This is a genomic window from Pusillimonas noertemannii (assembly GCF_003096595.1).
Taxonomy (GTDB): Bacteria; Pseudomonadota; Gammaproteobacteria; order Burkholderiales; family Burkholderiaceae_B; genus Pusillimonas; species Pusillimonas noertemannii.
In genome coordinates this window covers 830149-847891 of the sequence record NZ_QEKO01000002.1, presented here as the reverse complement: position 1 = coordinate 847891, position 17743 = coordinate 830149, and the positions used below count along the sequence as shown (strand labels likewise).

The 17743-nt window shown below is 61.8% G+C and carries 20 protein-coding genes; 4 read left to right on the top strand and 16 right to left on the bottom strand.

The window, feature by feature from the left end:
* The 7 genes from C7440_RS11170 to C7440_RS11140 all read right to left on the bottom strand — a co-directional run.
* The coding region (locus C7440_RS11170) for a 2,5-dihydroxypyridine 5,6-dioxygenase NicX family protein (protein WP_480383344.1) at positions 1-233 on the bottom strand (233 nt) is incomplete at its 3' end.
* Between the two features lie 42 nt (positions 234-275).
* Positions 276-623, bottom strand: a complete 348-nt coding sequence (locus C7440_RS11165) for a (2Fe-2S) ferredoxin domain-containing protein (protein WP_017523076.1) — start codon at positions 621-623, stop codon at positions 276-278.
* Positions 624-662: 39 nt separating this feature from the next.
* Positions 663-2309, bottom strand: coding sequence for a purine-cytosine permease family protein (locus tag C7440_RS11160; protein WP_017523077.1), 1647 nt, complete (start codon positions 2307-2309; stop codon positions 663-665).
* Positions 2310-2387: 78 nt separating this feature from the next.
* Positions 2388-3527, bottom strand: a complete 1140-nt coding sequence (locus C7440_RS11155; RefSeq protein WP_279305861.1) for an NADH-ubiquinone oxidoreductase-F iron-sulfur binding region domain-containing protein — start codon at positions 3525-3527, stop codon at positions 2388-2390.
* Positions 3528-3601: 74 nt separating this feature from the next.
* Positions 3602-4042, bottom strand: coding sequence for a nuclear transport factor 2 family protein (locus tag C7440_RS11150; protein WP_017523079.1), 441 nt, complete (start codon positions 4040-4042; stop codon positions 3602-3604).
* Positions 4043-4100: 58 nt separating this feature from the next.
* The gene (locus C7440_RS11145) at positions 4101-4478 is read right to left on the bottom strand and encodes a hypothetical protein (RefSeq protein ID WP_017523080.1); all 378 of its coding nucleotides are present in this window, start codon (positions 4476-4478) and stop codon (positions 4101-4103) included.
* 14 nt (positions 4479-4492) lie between these two features.
* A complete protein-coding gene (locus tag C7440_RS11140) occupies positions 4493-5743 on the bottom strand; it encodes an SRPBCC family protein (RefSeq protein ID WP_017523081.1) in 1251 nt (416 codons plus the stop codon).
* 261 nt (positions 5744-6004) lie between these two features.
* On the opposite strand from C7440_RS11140, the gene C7440_RS11135 reads away from it, so the two are divergent.
* A complete protein-coding gene (locus C7440_RS11135; protein ID WP_017523082.1) occupies positions 6005-6964 on the top strand; it encodes an AraC-like ligand-binding domain-containing protein in 960 nt (319 codons plus the stop codon).
* Between the two features lie 163 nt (positions 6965-7127).
* Here C7440_RS11135 and C7440_RS11130 read toward each other — a convergent pair whose 3' ends face one another.
* The 4 genes from C7440_RS11130 to C7440_RS11115 are packed head-to-tail and all read right to left on the bottom strand — an operon-like array spanning position 7128 to position 11807.
* On the bottom strand, positions 7128-8267 hold the full coding sequence (locus C7440_RS11130; RefSeq protein WP_017523083.1) for an ABC transporter substrate-binding protein: 1140 nt from the start codon (positions 8265-8267) through the stop codon (positions 7128-7130).
* A gap of 32 nt (positions 8268-8299) precedes the next feature.
* On the bottom strand, positions 8300-9250 hold the full coding sequence (locus tag C7440_RS11125; protein ID WP_017523084.1) for a 3-carboxyethylcatechol 2,3-dioxygenase: 951 nt from the start codon (positions 9248-9250) through the stop codon (positions 8300-8302).
* Positions 9247-10878, bottom strand: coding sequence for a bifunctional 3-(3-hydroxy-phenyl)propionate/3-hydroxycinnamic acid hydroxylase (locus C7440_RS11120; RefSeq protein ID WP_017523085.1), 1632 nt, complete (start codon positions 10876-10878; stop codon positions 9247-9249). The genes C7440_RS11125 and C7440_RS11120 overlap by 4 nt, the downstream gene beginning before the upstream one ends.
* Positions 10879-10898: 20 nt before the next feature.
* Positions 10899-11807: an alpha/beta fold hydrolase gene (locus tag C7440_RS11115; protein WP_017523086.1), complete on the bottom strand. Its 909-nt coding sequence runs from the start codon at positions 11805-11807 to the stop codon at positions 10899-10901.
* Positions 11808-11976: 169 nt separating this feature from the next.
* On the opposite strand from C7440_RS11115, the gene C7440_RS11110 reads away from it, so the two are divergent.
* A complete protein-coding gene (locus C7440_RS11110) occupies positions 11977-12780 on the top strand; it encodes a DNA-binding transcriptional regulator (RefSeq protein ID WP_017523087.1) in 804 nt (267 codons plus the stop codon).
* 108 nt (positions 12781-12888) lie between these two features.
* On the opposite strand, the gene C7440_RS11105 is transcribed toward C7440_RS11110, so the two are convergent.
* The gene (locus C7440_RS11105) at positions 12889-13938 is read right to left on the bottom strand and encodes an NADP(H)-dependent aldo-keto reductase (protein ID WP_116518559.1); all 1050 of its coding nucleotides are present in this window, start codon (positions 13936-13938) and stop codon (positions 12889-12891) included.
* 126 nt (positions 13939-14064) lie between these two features.
* Here C7440_RS11105 and C7440_RS11100 point away from each other — a divergent pair, with 126 nt between their 5' ends.
* A complete protein-coding gene (locus C7440_RS11100) occupies positions 14065-14739 on the top strand; it encodes a cysteine dioxygenase family protein (protein WP_116518558.1) in 675 nt (224 codons plus the stop codon).
* On the top strand, positions 14736-15143 hold the full coding sequence (arfB, locus tag C7440_RS11095; protein WP_116518557.1) for an alternative ribosome rescue aminoacyl-tRNA hydrolase ArfB: 408 nt from the start codon (positions 14736-14738) through the stop codon (positions 15141-15143). The genes C7440_RS11100 and arfB overlap by 4 nt, the downstream gene beginning before the upstream one ends.
* An 11-nt stretch (positions 15144-15154) precedes the next feature.
* On the opposite strand, the gene C7440_RS11090 is transcribed toward arfB, so the two are convergent.
* From C7440_RS11090 to C7440_RS11075, 4 genes are read right to left on the bottom strand one after another with little or no spacing between them, the layout of a single operon-like run.
* Positions 15155-15775: a hypothetical protein gene (locus C7440_RS11090; RefSeq protein ID WP_116518556.1), complete on the bottom strand. Its 621-nt coding sequence runs from the start codon at positions 15773-15775 to the stop codon at positions 15155-15157.
* A complete protein-coding gene (locus C7440_RS11085) occupies positions 15772-16476 on the bottom strand; it encodes an SCO family protein (RefSeq protein ID WP_116518555.1) in 705 nt (234 codons plus the stop codon). Before C7440_RS11085 ends, C7440_RS11090 begins: the two co-directional genes overlap by 4 nt.
* Positions 16477-16488: 12 nt before the next feature.
* Positions 16489-17076: a cytochrome c gene (locus C7440_RS11080; protein ID WP_116518554.1), complete on the bottom strand. Its 588-nt coding sequence runs from the start codon at positions 17074-17076 to the stop codon at positions 16489-16491.
* Positions 17073-17741, bottom strand: coding sequence for a cbb3-type cytochrome c oxidase subunit II (locus C7440_RS11075; RefSeq protein WP_116518553.1), 669 nt, complete (start codon positions 17739-17741; stop codon positions 17073-17075). The genes C7440_RS11080 and C7440_RS11075 overlap by 4 nt, the downstream gene beginning before the upstream one ends.
* Positions 17742-17743: the final 2 nt, after the last annotated feature.

The window sequence follows — 17743 nt, the reverse complement described above, 5'->3', positions numbered from 1 at the left end:
GTGCCCAGGTAGGCCAGCGGATCGCGGCTGAGCGCTTTTTCGGCGTTGACCGGCGGCAGGTCCAGGCGGTTCAGGATGGCGCCCATCGACTGGACTGCGATCTGCGCCATGGCCAGGGTTTGCGGATGGGTCGAGGCGCTGGTCAGGATGGTGACGGTCTGGCCTTTTTCCAGCTTCGAAAGCTTCAGGACTTGTTTCCAGGCCTCAAGCAGTTGGTGGTCACATACAGCCATGGTGTTCTCCGAGGTATGGCTTGTCATGGGTCAGCAATAACTTCATGTGTCCTCCGGCATCAATCCCGCGTCGATAATGTCGTAGATCATCTGTTCGAGGTCAGGATCATTCTGGCTCAACAGGCGATCGACGGGTGGACCTCCTTTCAGGAAAGCTACTATCTCGACCGCGTCCGATGCCTGGACTCCCGATAGCCAGCAGCGCTTGTCGGCTATCACCACGTTGGGGCCGCTGTTGCAGGCGGAGAAGCATAGATAAGGCTTCACCTGAAACGCAGTTACGCCTTCATCGCTCAGATGGGACTGCAAGGCATCTAAAACTGATTGGGCGCCTCGGCTACGGCAGTCAGTGTTTGTGCAAACAAATATGGTGCTGGCCTTGTTATCCACGTATTACTCCGCTTCCTGGATCCGATTTCATGTACTTCTTCATGCCCACGCTTGTCCTGGGCTGGCTGCGGTCTTGTCTTGCTCAAGGCCTTGACAGCGAGCCCCGCACTCTTTCTCCGCCGCGCATGCGGTGGACGAAATGAACTGATCATTGTGGTATGGACAGAGTACGAAATCCGTGCGGTGATGGGCTGTGCGCTCGATAGGGCAGATATGCATGATTTCGAGTTGCTTCGTGGATACCGGGGCACGGGCAAAATACTGCCGCAATACACTTTCGTCGCTCATGCATAGACTCATCAGCAGAGGAAGGAAGAACGCGAGCAAGCCTGTAACCGGCACGGCCAGGGCTACAGTCTCGGTACCGAAATGGCCGCTTGCCATAAGGACGCCAATAGCGGTCGGTATCCACATCGACGTCAGGCCGATACGGTTGTAAGCGGGCAAGTAGGCGCGCCGGAATTCGCTCCAGGCCGGCATGCGCATGCGTCGGCGAACGAGCCAGAACTCCCCCAGCATGACGTTGGCCCAGTTGACGAGAAACACGCTTAGCATCGTCATGATGGCACTGAAATACTGTAGCCACGGTGAAACGATGAGCAGATAACAGATGACGAGAAAAGGAAGAATGTAGGTTACGCGGCGCCAGTTGGCTTTCAGTGCGACGGCCGAGAAGTTCTCGAGCGCGTTCGTGCCGAAATATACATTGATGACATTGATGCGCAATTGGGTCAGAAAGATTAGCGCCAGCCCGAATCCGCCCAGAAGCTTGGTAATCGACACCCCGGGATCGGGAATCTTGCCCCCCGATGCGGCGAGTAGATACAAGCCCAGCAGCGGCGTAATGATCATGCATACCGTCATGCCCAGGCCCGAAAACAGCAATGCCGCCTTATTGCGTTCGGCTCGCCTGGAAAAACGCGCCTGCTCTGTGCACAGCAAGAGCATGATGGCTCCCAGCACGCCGGAAATGACCCCGAAGGCGCTCAGAATATTGACCCATGTCAGAGGGGCGCCTGACGGATTCACCGTCCACCACGCAGCGTCCAGGTTTGTGGCTGCAACCTCGGGGTTGACGTTGCTCATGATGCAATACAGCACCAGCAGTATTCCGACCAGGTACAGCCATATCGTGGCGCCCTGGAAAAGCGCCAGGAATTTCATGCCATATACCGACAGGGGAATGAACGCGATACAGACGATCGCCGCGCTGACGGCGGTTGACCAGCCGGTGAGTTCGCTCAAGCTGCTGGCCATGACGTGTCCTTCGAGCGCAAAGTAGACCGAAGCGAGCAGGCCGTAGACGATCAGCTGATAAGAGGCACCGACGAAGCCGAACGACTGCTTGCTCATCAGTATCTCCATTGCGCCTTCGTTTGCCGCCTTGCGGGCAAAGTAGAAAACACCTAGCCATGTATAGGCAAGTGTCATCAGAAAGGCGATCAACGTAGCCGTTCCACCATAGAATGTGGCCAGCAGCCCCGCCATCAGAGGGAACACCATTGCGGTATTCAGGCCGGAGAAACTCCATAAGGCCTGCCACGCGGACCAGCGCCACGACGCAGGTACGCGGCGCAGCGAATAGTCTTCGGTTTCCGCGCCGTGACCGCCTTCCCGGTGGCTGAAATGCCGGGTGTCCAGTACGTCGTCTTCTTCCAGCGCCTGGAGTTTGGACAGAAGCTTCATAACGCTATTTCCTCTAGAGAAAGAAAGTGGGTTGCGGCTTGCCGGGATGATTTCGGTCAAGCCAAGTCATGGTTTTCGCTATGACGCATGGTGCTTTATGTGATCGCGCGCGAACTCGGATCGGAATTTCTCCAAGGCGCTCAGTACCGGCGGGCCGGGCATTCGAATGAACCCGCAGATGCCTTTCGCCGCGTTGGCCTTGATCACTATGGGAGCTTGTGCAAGCAGCTTTTCCGACCCTTCGCCAGCCAGCGTTTGCTGCATGATTCGATGCAATACTTGTGTTTGCATGCGGCATCCGGGACATTGGCCGCAAGAGTTGCTCATGAAGAACTCGGTGATGCGGCTGAGTTCCAGGATCAGGTCGGCGTCTTCATCGAAGGCTCTGATGACGCCGCATCCCAATGAGGCGCCCGCTTTCTGCAGCGAGGCGTGGTCGAAGGGCACGTCGAGTTCGTCGTGGCCCAGGAAGCCGCCCGAAGGGCCTCCAGTTTGAACGGCCCTGATGGGCTTTCCAGATATCAGGCCCCCTCCATGGCCCATGACGATTTCGTGCAGGCTGATACCGAGAGGAACCAGCCGGACCCCGCTGTTGACGAACTCAGGCCCGAAGGTGCATAGCGCAACCCCCAGCCCGGCCGGGCTAAGCGCCCGGTAGCGCGAAGGGCCATGCAGCAGGATATAGGGAAGGTGCGCCGCGGTTTCCACGTTATGCACCAGTGTTGGTTTCCCATCTATCCCTTCCTGTATCGGAAAGGGAGGGCGCTCCCGGGGAATGGGCGGCCGCCCATTCAGCATCTCCAGCAATGCCGACTCTTCGCCCAATAGGTAGGTCTCGGGCACCGGCGAGATACGGACATCCAATGCACTGGGTTTCATGCTGCGCATGAAACTTTCTTTTATGTCGCGCAGCGCTTCCAGCGCCCCCGTAGCTGATTCCGGAACTGCAAAGTGCAGCACGTTGGCCGATACAGTATGGGCCAGAATCAGTGCTCCTTCGAACACCGTCAGCGGGTGCTCTTCAAGCAGATGGCGGTCCTTGGCTGATCCGGGCTCATGCTCGCCGCCATTGATGACCACGTGGCGTGTTCCGGCCGCCTGGCTCATTATGAGCTCGAGCTTGCGGGACACGGGAAACCCGGCGCCTCCTTTGCCGATCAGGCCAGAGGCTGCAACCTGTGCACATATTTCGCCGGGCGATAGCCGGCGTGCTTTCACATACGCCGGAAGCTCCCAGGATGCGCCAGCATCCAGCTGGCGGCGATCGAAGATATCGAGCACCAAATCACCAATTACATGATGTTGGCGACGCCCGACTGCATGTCGATGGCGGGCGCATAGTTGCCAAGCTGCTTCGACAGCGAGGCGGTATCGCTGTAGAACATGACTGTCGTCATCTTTCCGTTTTCAGTATCGACGAACATGCTTTCAAAGACATCGAACTGCAGGCCGCGGACGTCTCTGCCCGCCCAGTTTCCGGTGCCTGTTCCCGTGGTGCGCAGCGCGGCGAAGACCTTCGATCCTTCGGAAATCATTCCGGTGATTTCGAAATGCACGTTCAGCGAGGAGAAGATCAATGTGAAGAGCTTGCGCACGTCGTTCTTGCTGTTCAGCGGAATGGGGGCGGCCACATCGATCATGGTGCTGTCTTCCGCAAGATAGTCCATCATTGCTTCCACATTGTGGTCGTTATGCGCATCGACGAAGGCGCGTACTATTTCTTTGGGGGTCATGGTTTTCTCCAGGCAGAATTCTTCGGGTCGCGCGGTGCGTGTTTCGGTGCGATGGGAGTCATGCGGGCTTCAACTCGATGGCGGGCTTCTTGCTCCAGCCTGAAGTCTCGTGTTCGGGCTTCCAGATTTCCCATGGCATCCCATCGGGCACGGTCGGGCTTTTGTGCAACTCCATGGAAAGAGACGCATCGGCAAAGGACAGCATCAAGGTATACAGCGTGCGCGTCGATGCATCGGCTTGCGCATAGCTGGCGGCATCCCGCAAATAGGCGATTATCTCGGGCATGTCGGCCAACATCGCGTCATAGAATTCACGGATATCTTCGAGCGAGCTCGATTCGCGCTTGGATAGCCGCAGGGTCTCGGTGGGCTGCGCCCAGTCCAGAAACGCTTGCAGGCCTTCGAATCGGGCGGGCAGGGTATGTTTGGACATCATGGTTTTCTCCGGGCTCATGCCGACTGTATTTCGTTGGCCAGCACTCGTTCGGCGTGGCGGATGAGCACTTCCTGATCCTGCAGGTACATGCGCTTGAATACACCGGAATTGATCGATCGCTGCGCGCCGACCGTTGTGTTTCCGTCCTCCCGCCACAGGTCGCGCAGGCTGTATTTCATGTATTCGGCCGCCCATTGCCCCGCCAGGTCGTTCGTTTCGACGGGAGGAGCGTAATAGCGGGCGTTCCAGCTCGAGTGGTCGACCTGCTTGCCTGGCATCATCTTGTGGCCGATATATGCCTGGTAGCCGAGAAAAACGATGTGAAAATTTGGAAACAAATATAGAAAGTCGAAGAACCAATCCCGGGCGCGCGCGGGATTCACTCCGGGGCACCAGGTGTTCACGTCCACGCGGTTGGCCGTGTCGCTTGCAAGCGTCTGGCCTATGCGGCTCGCCAAGGCGGCCACCGGCGCCACACTGGATAGGTCAGCTTCGATCTCGGCCCGGTTTCCATAGAAACTTCCGGAACCATGCTTGCCCAGCAGCTTGAAATCGTAGGCATGCCGATCGGGGGCATCCGTCGATTCCATGAACCGGGGCGCTGACCTGCGATGCAGGTACTTGAGGTGGTAGCCGTCCAGTTGAGAGTCGCGCAGTACGGGCCAGCTGCATGGAAGGTCGGCGCGATACGAAAGATGTACGGTAGTCGTGTCGAATGGATAGTCGCCGTATAGGTCGAGAAGCTCCTGGCCCAGATGCTCACGCAGGGATTCCCGTGGCGTCGGATTCAGATTGACGAATATGAACCCGCCCCAGGTGTCGACGCTGACCGGAACCAGGTCCTTTTCCATGGACGGGACGTCGAAGAACATGCTTTTTTCCGTGACGAGCACATTCTTGCCGGTCAGCGAGTACGACCATCCATGGTAGATGCAGGTCAGCTTGCCAGGCACGGTTCCATAGTCGTCAAATAGGAGCTGGGTGCCACGATGCAGACAGGTGTTGTGAAAGCCGCGAATTACTCCGTCCGTCCCTCGAACCACAATGACAGAGGCGCCGGTGGCCTCAATGTGCTCGAGAAAATAGTCGCCCGGACGGGGAATTTCCTCTACCCGCTTGCCGGTACAGAGCCATGTCCTGGAGAACAGGCTCTTGATATGCTCGAAATAGCCAGGCGATGAATAAGAATCGATAGGCACGGGTCCCGTGCCCAGCTCCGGGTAATTCAATGTCCACCGCATATTCTGCAGGTCGCTTAGCTTCATGGTGAATCCTCTTCTTCATAGACCAGCACAGCTTGTACGTAGGCATTCTATGAACCGTTGCCGGGGCCCGGCTTGTGCCTGACAGAAGAAAAGTTTGTCTTGCAGTGCAGTCCGGATATCCGGAGACCTTGGGGAAAACACGAGTGGTTCGAAAAATCGGAACGCTATAGGATTAATTTCCCCATAGTGCGACGTTTCTGGCCAGCGTTTCATTCGTCGTTGCAATGAAGCTGTTCACTGCTGGCTTTCCATTTTTTCGAAATGAGCAAAGTATTCGACACCTCGACGGCGGGTACTGCGCTGGAAGACAAGCAGCGCTTTTGGTACCGCGCTATTCAGTCCTCTGTATATGAACTCGATATTTCGTTTGGCTCGACCACTGATTTCGGGGGCATGGTAGAGAACTGCGTTCTGGGTGATGTGCACTGGACTCGCGTCAAGTCCGCGCCGCTGCAATATCAGCGCAGCAGTAAACATTGCGACGGACGGTCGCCGCAAATCCTTCTCTGTGTTCCGCTTGTGGGCCAGACTGAATTCGAGCAATTTGGCCGCCAAATCAGCTCCCCCAGGGGGCACTTCATGCTCGAGCACAACGACTCGCCTTATCGCTTCAGCTATAAGAACCACAGTGATCTATGGGCGATACGCATTCCGGAAGAAATGCTGCGAATCCGCATGCGCAGCCCAGAGCGTTTCTGTGCAATGAACTTCGACGGCAGAAGCGGCGTTGCAAGGTTTCTACTAGACTACCTGGATGCCGTGGCGGGCAATATCCTGAGCACGACAGAGCCCGTTCGCGCCTTGATCGGCCGGCAGCTTGTCGATTTGCTGGCGGCCGCGATCGAGAACGATGACCGTGTTTTGAGCGCTGCCGGGTCCACTACCAAGGCCGCCCATCTAGCGCGAATAGAACAGTATTTGCGCAAGCACTTGTCCGACCCCGATCTTTCCGCGCAACAGGTGGCCGCTGCGTGCGGAATTTCAGTGCGTTATCTTCATTTGCTGTTCGAGGAAAGCGGATGGACGATGGCCCGCTGGATACGCGAGCATCGCCTTGAGCTGGCTAGAGAAATGCTGCGACTGGACCCAGGCGGAGGGTCTATCTCGCAAATTGCCTATCGGCTTGGATTCAGCGACCATGCCCAATTTTCCAAGGCGTTTCGTAAGAAGTTCGACTGTACCCCCAGCGACATGGCAAAAAGAATTGCACGCGACCGCTGACACTGTGGGGCATCGCCTCATGCTCGCGCCGATAGCCAGGTTTTATTCATAATGTGCGACGCGGCGGCCATGCGAAACCCCATGGATCGCGGCAGGCAGGCTATTAACAGCCTGCCTGCCGCAAGCAAGGGAAACTACCAACGGATCAGAAGATCCGGCTGCCTCAGGGCTTCACGAAGCTCCACTTTCCGTCCTTCACTTCGATCAGTACGCGGCCGCGCTGATCCAGCCCGATGTGGTCGCTGGGGCTCATGTTGTATACGCCGTTCACGCCCACCAGATCCTTGGTGTTTTCCAGGTTGTCGCGCAGGGCGGTGCGAAACTCGACGGTGCCGGGCTTGCCCTTCTCGAGCGCGGCGGGAATGGCGTTCTGCAGCAGCAGCCAGGCGTCCCAGGTCGAGCCTGCGAACGTCGACCGCGAATCGGGCCCGTATTTGTTTTCGTAGGCGGTGTTAAGGTCTACGCCCACCTTCTTGCTGGCCATGTCGTCGGGCAGTTGGTCGGCCACCAGCACCGGCCCCACGGGAATGAGCGCGCCTTCCACATTCTTGCCGCCCACCCGCAGGAAGTCCTTGCTGGTGACGCCGTGCGATTGATAGATGGGGCCGGTATAGCCGCGCTCGCGAAGCTGGGCCTGGGGCAGGGCGGCCGGCGCGCCCGACGCGCCGACGAAAACGACGTCGGGCTTGGAGGCCAGGATCTTCAGCACCTGGGCGGTGACGCTGGTGTCCGGGCGCTGATAGCGCTCGTTGGCGACGATTTCCAGGCCCGCCTTGCCGGCGTACTTCTTCAGCTCATTGAAGGCGGTGTCGCCCCAGCTGTCGGAGAAGCCGATGTAGGCGACCGTTTTCGCCTTGCGGTCCACCATGTCTTCGACGATGCGCGCCACCATCAGCCCGGCATCTTGCGTCGATTGAAACACCCAGTGGCGCTTGTCTTCAGGAGGGGCATAGGGCGCGATCAATATGAGCGGGGTCTTGTTCTCGGCCGCCACAGGGGTCATTGCGGCCGAGTTCGGAACCGTGTTGGGCCCGATGACGGCGTCGACCTTGTTCTCGCTGATCAGCTTGTGGATGTTCTTGACCGCGGTGGTGGGGTCGGTGGCGTCGTCCAGGAAGGTGTAGTTCACCTTCTGCCCGGCGACCTCGGGGGGCATCAGGGCGACGGTGCGCTGGATGTCCGTGCCCAGCGCAGCGGCCGGCCCGGTGGCCGAGGCCACGATGCCGATGTTGATGTCGGCCTGCGCCGCATGTGTAAGGCCTGCGCACAGCGCAAGGGCCAGGTACCTGATGTATGCCTTCATGGTTTGTCTCCTTTGGTTTGCTTATAAGTACATCAACGACATGTTGCGCCCTGCAGCGTGGCGAAGCCAGCTATCCATTCCGGTATTGCCCTGTAGTACTCCGGACTCACTTCGTATCGGCCGCCGGTCGCGGCGGACATGGCCGAGTTGGCCGCTATCCACGTCTTGACTTCATGCCCGGAATTGCCGGCCCGCGCCGTGATTTCCGTGTTCGAGAAGGCGTCCAGGGCGGCCATGTCGAGCCGCTTCAGGACGTCGAGAAAATCATGGTCCCAGTCGGGATTGATGGGAGGAAGGCCGGACTGGCCCGAGGCGAACTGCCGCGCGGCTTCGATGGTGCGCGCTTCGCGCTCGCCGCGCTGTTCCGGCGTGACGTGGCGTCCGTCCAGCAGGCGTTCGGCGACTTCCGGCGGAGCCGTCGCAAGCGAGGGCACGGGCGGGTTGTGCGACAGCCCGCCCGAAGCCATGAAGACGACGCGCCGGTCCAGCGACGAGGCGAAACGCCCCACCGCATCGCCGAGCAGCCTGGCCCTGTGCGCCGACGGCAGCGGGGGGGCCACTGAATTGATGAAGATCGGCACCACGGGATAGCGGTCCAGCGCGCCCGTCAGCAGCTGCAGCGGCTGCGCAAAGCCGTGATCGACCCGCATGCGGTGGGAAACCGCACAATCCACTCCTTGGTCCAGCACGGCTTGCGCACACTCGCCGGCCAGGCCGGCCGGGACGTCCAGAGGCCCCTTCAGGCAGCCGTAGTCGCCGATCGAGGACGCGGCCGTGCCGATGCAGAAGGACGGCATCAGGTCATAGAAGAAGCCGTTGAAATGATCGGGCCCGAACAGGAAGATGACGTCGGGCTCGAACCGGGCCAGGGAATCGCGCAGGCGTTGCAGCGCCTGCTCTACCTCGCTCTCGATCTCCTGGCCGGGATGCAGGCGTCCCATAAGCGGTGTATGCGACAGGCATTGCAAAAGCATGGCGCTCATGGGCGGTCTCCGCTTTGAAGGTGCAAGGCTTCGCGCAGGGCCTGGGTGGTGGTGTCGATCTGCTGCGGACCGCAGAGGGCGGCAATGAAGCGGTCGGGGCGCAGGAAGACCACGCCTCGGCCGTGGCGGTCGAACCAGGCCTTGAGACGGCCGGACACGTCGGCGATCGGCTGCACATTGGGGCCGTCGCGCGAAAGCTGGTAGCCCAGCTGGGTGTCCGGCCAGACTGAAATCAGGCGCGTGTCCAGCCGTTTCCATAACGCGCTTGTTTGCTCCGACATCCAGTACGAGGGGTCGATGCCCCAGCACAGTATGGCGAAGGAATCGCCCAGCACCTCGTCCAGGCGCACGGGCTCGTGGCCGGGTGCGCGCTGCACCGGCGGCTGGATGAACATGGTGCCCACCGGCGAGTTCGCATCGACGCCGTCGGGATAGGCCAGGGCGCCGTGGCGGTACCGGGGCATGGGCTTGAAGCGCATGCCCACGATGTAGCGCTTGACGGGCGGAATGACGTTGAGCATGAGGAAGAAGGCGTCGCGCAGCGCGGCGCCCACCGGGTTGGTGATGGACAGCACCTTGCCCGCCATGACCGACAGCCCGATCATCGCCTTGGCATGCTCGCGGCGTTCCGCCTCGTAGCTGTCCAGAAGCTCGTCGTTGGCGATGCCCTTCAGCACCAGGGCCAGCTTCCATGACAGGTTGGTGGCGTCGCGTATGCCGCTGTTGTAGCCCTGCCCCTGCCATACGGGCATGATGTGGGCGGCGTCGCCCGCCAGCAGGATGCGCCGGTCGCGAAAGCGGGCGGCCAGGCGGCCGCTGTGCGTATAGACGCGGGCCCGGATGATGTCGACCCGGTCAAGGTCGCAGCCCGCCTCGGCCAGCATCGAGCGCAAGATGGGTTCGGGCACGGTGTCGCCCTCGGCCTCTTTGTCGTGCAGCATGAACTCCAGTCGGCGCACGCCGTGCGGCAGGGCGATGGAGACGTAAGGGCGCGAGTGGTTGCAATATACCCAGGCGTGCGGGGTGGCGAGCGGGTCGTTGTTCAGGTCGACCACGATCCAGCGGTTCGGTTCGGTCTCGCCTTCGAACGGTATTCCCAGCGCCTTCCGGAGAGCGCTGCGTCCGCCGTCGCAGCCCACGGCGTAGCGGGCGCTGAAGCGATGCCGCGTGTCGTCGGCCCTGGCGGTAATGAGCACGCCGCTGCCGTCCTGCGCTACTTCCTCGACCTCGTGACCGAAGCGCACGCTGACACCGGCATGGCGCGCGAGGCCTTCGAACAGCACGCGGTCCACCAACGGCTGGATGAAGCCATTGCGGCGCGACCACCCGAACTCGTCGGTGCCGGGTTCCAGGGCGGCCAGGGTGCGGCCCTTGCCCGTGACGAAACGCAGGTGGTGATGAGGGGTTGTGTGCGGCAGCACGGCCGGGGCCAGGCCCACCGCCTGGAACGAGCGCAGGCATTCGTCGTCCATGCCCACGCCGCGCGGGTAGTCGATGAGCTCGCGCATGCGCTCCAGCACCAGCACCCGCAGGCCTTGCGCGCCCAGGTAGTTGGCCGCCAGCAGGCCGACCGGGCCCGCGCCGACGATGACGACGTCGAAAGCCTCTTCGTTCAGGACCGTTTCCATCGCTTTTGCCTCTGCATCGCTCAGGCGACGGTCTGGGCGATGCCGTCCAGCGGCTTGCCCAGCAGGAAGTCGATATGGATGCGATCGAAGGTGGGGGTGTCCTCGAACTGGGGCCAATGGCCGCAGCCGTCCATGACGGTGAACAGCGCGCCGGGAATCATGGAGGCGATGCGGCGTCCCTCGCCGACGTCGGCGGTGGGGTCGTCGGAGGTCCACAGCACCAGGGTGGGCGCCTGGATGCGCGCGTAGTCTTCGGCGCGGATGATGTTGCGCTGGCGCACCTCCATTTCCTGAAGAATCATGTTGTGGCGCATGCCTTCTTCCATGCCGTCGCGGCTGTACATGGCCTGGCGGGTTGCCACCAAGTCGTCGTATACCTTGGATTTGTCGGCCATCAGCCATTCCAGCCGGGTGCGTATGAACTCCCAGCTGGGGTCGGTGGCCGCGCGCATGGACAGTTCTTTGATCTTGGCCATGACCGCCGGGTCGGCCTGCGAGCCGCCGGCCGTGTTGAGCACCAGCCGATCGATGCGGTCGGGGTGATCGATGGCGAAGCGCGCCGCCACCCAGCCACCCAGCGATTCGCCGCTGAGACTGGCTTTTTCGATGCCCGCGGCATCCATGAAGCGCAGCAAGTGGTCGATGTAGTGCCGTATTTCGAGGTCGGTCGTGGCCAGGTCGCTCCAGCCATGGCCGATCATGTCGATGGCCCATGTGGAAAAGTGCCTTGCATGGGCCTTGAGGTTGCGCACATAGGCTTCGGCATGGCCGCCCACTCCGTGCAGCAGGATGAGGGCGGGCTGGTCTTTCGAGCCGGAATGCAGATAGCGTGTGGAGATCCCGCCCGCGTCCATCCAGCCCTGCTGAAACGTCACGCCGCGCAGGTCTGCCCAAATGCTTTGATATGCCGGCTTCCGGTCCGTTGCCATCTTGTCTCCTGTTTGTATTGATGCTTTAGTGAAAAGTAAATCAAGCCCGGCGGCGTTACAAAAATAAATACAATATGTGCAAGGAGTGCACACTATGCGCCCGGAGGCGGCGGATTGCCGGTGTATCGGCATCGCCGCCCCACAGCCTGAATTTGCCAGAGGGGCAGTCATGCAATTGCCGGAACATCATTCAAGCTATCCCATGGTTCGCGGTCTGTCGCGGGGCTTGCAGGTGCTTCGCGCGCTGAACCTGTGCGTCAAGGGGCGGGCTTCCAGCGGCGAGCTGGCCAGGTTGACGGGTCTGCACCGCACTACCGTGCGCAGGCTGCTCGAAACGCTGGTCTCCCAGGGTTATGTATGGCGCAGCGATTCAGACGACAGCTTCCAGCTGGCGCTGAAGGTCAGGGACCTGAGCGAGGGCTTTACCGATACCGAATGGATTTCCACCGTCGCCAGCCCGGTGATGGGCGCCTTGCTGCATAAGGTGGTGTGGCCTTCGGACCTGAGCCTGCCCAGCGGAGAGGCGCTGCAGGTGCGGGAGACCACTCACCGGTTCAGCCCGCTTTCATTTCACCGCGTGATGGTGGGGCGGCGCCTGCCCATGCTGCTGACGGCCGCCGGCCGTGCCTACATCGGGCATTGCGCCGAGGCCGAGCGCGAGCAGATATTGAAGCTGCTGCGCGCTGGGGGCGACGAGCAGGCCCGGCTGGCCTCAGACCCGGTCTATCTCAGGAATCTTCTTGCCCGTGTGCAGGCCGACGGCTATGGCACCAACGAGGGCGAATGGAACCACGACCAGGAGAAAGGCAAGATCGGCGCCGTGGCCCTGCCCATACTGCAGCACGGCCACGCGGTGGGTTGCCTGAGCGTCATCTACCTGCTGCGGGCCGTCAAGCGCGAGGACGCCATTGCGCAGTATGTCCCCGCCTTGCGTGAGGCCGTGGTACAGATCGAGGCCGGGCTGCACGCCTGAAGGAGTGCAGCGCAGGAAGGAGGGGGTGAAGAAAGGTCGACCGGGAAAGCGGCGCTTTCCCGGACAGGAAAGCGCTGCGAATCAGGCATGTTGCAAACGGAGGCCTGGTCAGGGCGAGGGGTTGGGGTAGCGCAGGTGGATGGCCTGGATGGCGTCCAGCACGTCTTGCGAAAGCGAAACCTCGACGCTGTCGATGTTTTCCTTCAATTGGTCGAGCCGGGTGGCGCCCATCAGGTTGCTGATGACGAAAGGCTGCTGGTTCACGAACGCCAGCGCCATGCTGGCGGGCGACAGCCCCGAGTCGCGCGCCAGCCGTACGTACTCGGCCGTGGCGAGCTCGGCCTGGGGCTTCATGTAGCGGTCGAAGCGCGTGAACAGGGTCATGCGGGCGCCTTCCGGGCGGGCTCCGTCCAGGTATTTTCCGGCCAGCACGCCCATGCCCAGGGGAGAGTAGGCGAGCAGGCCCAGGCCCTCGAGGTGGCTGAATTCAGACAGGCCGTTCTCGAAGCCGCGGTTGAGCAGGCTGTAGGGGTTTTGAATGGACGCAATGCGAGGCAGGTTCCGCGTCTTGGCAAGATTCAGGTATTGCGCCACGCCCCAGGGCGTTTCATTGGACACCCCGATATGGCGCACCTTGCCAGCCTTGATGAAGTCTTGCAGCACCTCGAGGGTTTCTTCGATGGGCACCGTGTGGGTGTCGTTGGGCCACGGATAGGCCGGACGGCCGAACGTGGTGGTGGTGCGATCGGGCCAGTGCAGTTGGTAAAGATCCAGATAATCGGTTTGCAGGCGCTTCAGGCTGGCGTCCAGCGCCTCGGTCATGTTCTTGCGGTCAAGGTGCGTCTGGCCGCTGCGGATGTGGCTGGGGCGTTTCGGATCGGTGCCGGGGCCCGAGACCTTGCTGGTCAGCACGATGTCTTTGCGTCGGCCCGTCTTGGCCAGCCAGGTGCCGATGTACTGTTCGGTGCGGCCCTGTGTTTCGGGCTTGGGCGGCACGGGATACATTTCGGCGGCATCAACCAGGTTCACGCCGCGCGAAAGGGCGTAGTCCAGCTGCTCGTGGGCCTCGGATTCGGTGTTCTGTTCGCCCCAGGTCATGGTGCCCAGTCCGATCAGGCTGACCTCGAGGTCGGTATGGCCAAGTTTGCGGTATTTCAAGGGTGGCGCTCCGGCTGAAGGGTTTCGGGCCATGCCGGCTGGCATGCCGATGATGGAATCGATGTTAACACTGCGATCCTTCGTTTCGAGGATTGACCACGCACTGCATCCATGCCCTAATAAAACATGCCTGACCATACTGAATCGCTCGACCCGCTGCGCAATTTCATTGCCGCATTGACCCGGCTGGTGGCAAGCACAAGTAACGAGGAAGTCCTGCTGCGTGAGGGCCGGAAGCTGCTTGCCGCCCTGATTGCAACAGATGAATGGCTGCCTGACGACTGCGCGCGCGCCCATCCCGACCATTACCAGCAGTATCTGCTGCATTGCGATCCGCTCGAGCGTTTCTCCATCGTCAGCTTCGTATGGGGGCCGGGCCAGAAGACCCCGGTTCATGACCACACCGTCTGGGGCATGATCGGCATGCTGCGGGGCTCGGAAACCGGCCAGCGCTACGAGCAGGCGCCCGATGGCCGGCTGCTGCCCGTAGGTGGCGTGGTGGCGCTTCGGCCGGGCGACATCGAACTTGTTTCTCCCGGGCTAGGCGATATCCATCAAGTGGCCAATGCCTTTGACGACCGCGTTTCGATCAGCATCCATGTGTATGGCGCGAATATCGGCGCCGTTGCCCGCAATGTCTGGGAGCCGGAAACAGGCTTGTCCAGGCGCTTCGTTTCGGGCTATTCGTCAAAGACGGTCCCCAATCTGTGGGATCGCTCTTCGGCGGTGCGCGGGGAACTGCAGCCGCCAGGCAGCGAGCCGGCCAATGCCCCGGGCCGAAGGCGGGCTGATCGGCCATGATCGTTTCCCGCTTCATCGTCTCGAAAGACGAGGTGGATTTCAGCGCCATCCGCGCCCAGGGGGCCGGCGGCCAGAACGTAAACAAGGTGTCCAGCGCCGTTCACCTGCGTTATTCCATACCCGGCTCTTCGTTGCCCCCCGAGATCAAGGAACGCCTGCTCGCCCTTCGCGACCACCGCATTACCGATGAGGGCGTGGTGGTCATCAAGGCGCAAGGCAGCCGCAGCCAGGAAACGAACAAGCTGCAGGCCATGCAGCGCTTGCAGGAATTGGTCGACAGCGTGTCGCAGCTGCCCAAGCCGCGCAAGGCCACCCGCCCCACCCTGGGCTCGCGGCGCCGTCGGCTCGAGGGGAAATCCGCCCGGGGCGAGGTGAAGAGGTTGCGAGGCAAGGTGCTGCCGTAACGCCATTGCCTTCAACGGCTAATAAACCGCCAGATCGGGCGGATTTCAGCCAGCAGCCAGCCAAACGGCAAAATAATGGCCAGGGCGATCAGGCCGCGGCCGGCCCAGTCCTGGTCGTCCAGCAGGTAGGCATTGCATAGGCGCACCGGCTGGTCCAGGTAGAGCATGCCGACGATGGCGGCCATCCAGCAAAAATTGCCCAGGAAAAACAGCTTGATGACAGCCGGCGCCAGGCGAAGCGAAGCGCTGAGCACCCATCCGGCGGCCGGCAGGCCCACATACTTGAATGTGGCCACGCGCCAGTCGGTCAGCGCATCGTCCAGCGCTTTGGGTATCATCCACGCCGTGCCGACCAGGCTGGCCAGCAACAGGCCCGGCACGCCGTATTCGTTGCAGGACCAGGGGCCGCGTTTTGTGTCCGATGCGACCGACCTTACCGGGTGCCGCCGGGCGGCCAGTTCGGTGAACACGCCGGCCAGGGCCAGCAGGGGAATCTGCACCAGCATGTGCAGGCTCATGAGGGAGGTAAGAGGCCGATACGCGCCCAGCGCCACGCCCAGGCACAGCAGGGCCAGGGCTGCGAAGACGGGCGGGCGTCGCCGAGTCATGGCGTCTTCCTGTCGCCGGCTCATGGCGCCTTCCTGCTCGGGGAGGCAGGCGATTCGGCCAAGGCGGCCAGGCCAGGCAGATCGTGCATGCCGCCGCGACGGCTCGTGGCCCTGCCTGCCGACAGTGCCCTGGCGACCTGCAGCGCCAGCCCGGGTTCGTCGATATCGACAATACGGGCAAGCCGCCCGTCCGGTGTTACCACGTGAAGTGCGGCATTGTGTTCAAAATCCCCCAGAACGGCCGGCACCACGATGATGCCGAATTGCTTCAGCAGGGCGGCGCCCTGGCGCGGTTGCTCGAAAGCCCGGAACTGCCAGACCGCCGGATCGGCATGCATGCCCGATGCGTAGCGGTTCAGGTCGGGCCCGCGGTCCCGCGGGTCGAAGCTGATGCTCAGCAGCCGCAGCTGCGAATCCAGCCCCTCGGCCTCGATGGCGGCCTGCAGGCGTTGGGTCACGTATCCCTGTGCCAGGCACAGGGATATGCATCGCGTGTAGAAGAAATTGACGATGGCGACACGCCCGTCGGCCTGCAATTCGCTGCGCAGCGAAGAGACGCGGCCATGCCCATTGATGATCTGTGCGTCTTGAAGGGCCCGGGGATTCAGGGCCACCTCCTGGCGGCGGGCCGACTCGGCGGTCACGACGGTAAAGCCATCGGTCAGGCTGTACAGCGCGCCGATTCCCACCAGCAGGGCAAGCAGCAGGGTCAGGGCCCATCGCATGGCAGCGCCGCTTTACCGGGAACGGAGCAAGGGCCGCAGGTCTTCGTCGCCCTTCCAGGGCGTGGCCTGGTCCCTGGTTTCCTCGCGGACCTGGGCAACGTACCTGGCATCGGTCGTTGACGCCGAGTTGCCAAAGCCGGTACGCACATGGTTGACGAGGGCGGCTATTTCTTCGTCGGAGAACTTGTCATGGAAATGCGGCATCAGGCCTTCGTACTTGGCGCCCTCGACCGTAAGCGGCCCCTGGACGCCATGCAGAACAATCTTGATCATCACGCCGGGGTCTTTGGCGCTTACCCATTCAGAGCCCGAAAGCGGCGGAAAGACGCCGGGCAGGCCCTTGCCGTTGGCCTGGTGGCAGGCGACGCAATGGGCCGTATACAGTTGCCCGCCGTCGGCTGATACGGGCACCGCGAAATCGGCCGCCACGCGGTTGTCGCCCAACGAAGGCGGCATGGGGTTGTACGTGGCGTAGAGGTAGTAGACGGCCCAGATAAGCAAGCCGGCAATGACGCTGAGGACCAGCTTGGGAACCGGGCGGCTGCCTTCCGAAGGTTCGGGCTGCTCGCGCTGCTGCTGAGAGAATCTGGGCTCGGTCATCGTGCTGCCCCATCAGATGCTGTCCCTTCAGGTGCTGTCCCTTCAGGCACGGCCTGCGCGGGGGCCTGAGGCAGCTCGGGCAGGTCGACGCCCGGGTCGATCGGATAAGTGCGATTCAGGCTGATCAGGTACTGGACCAGGTCCAGGGCCTCGGGCCTGGCCACCACCACCTTGCCGTCCGGCTGGTAGCTGGGCGGCAACTTGACGACGACGTCGCCTTCTTCGGCCTTGTCTTTCAGGGTGAACATGAAGGGAAAGGCGGGCATGGTGCTGCCGGGCGTATAGGCGCGCGGCTCGTACAGGTGTCCGAGATTCCAGTCGACGCTCGGCTGGCGCGCCCCGATATTGAGCAGGTCGGGCCCGGTGCGCATGGTGCCCAGCAGGTGCGGATGGTCGTAGTAATAGTCGCCCGCCACCGAAGCGCGGCCCCAGCCACGCTGGAAATCGGGCGCCTGCGACTGGCTGCGCGGCTGCTGCGAGTGGCAGTACACGCAGCCCATCGAGATATACACCTCGCGGCCGCGCAGTTGCTGGTCGGTATAGGGCTTGAGCTCGGCAGGCGCTTGCACGTCCGAGAGCTGCATGTAGGGCAGCATGACCAGCGTGGCGGTTGCAAGCGCCAGGGTCACCATGGCGCCGCTCAGCAGCTTGTATTCGCTTTCCATGA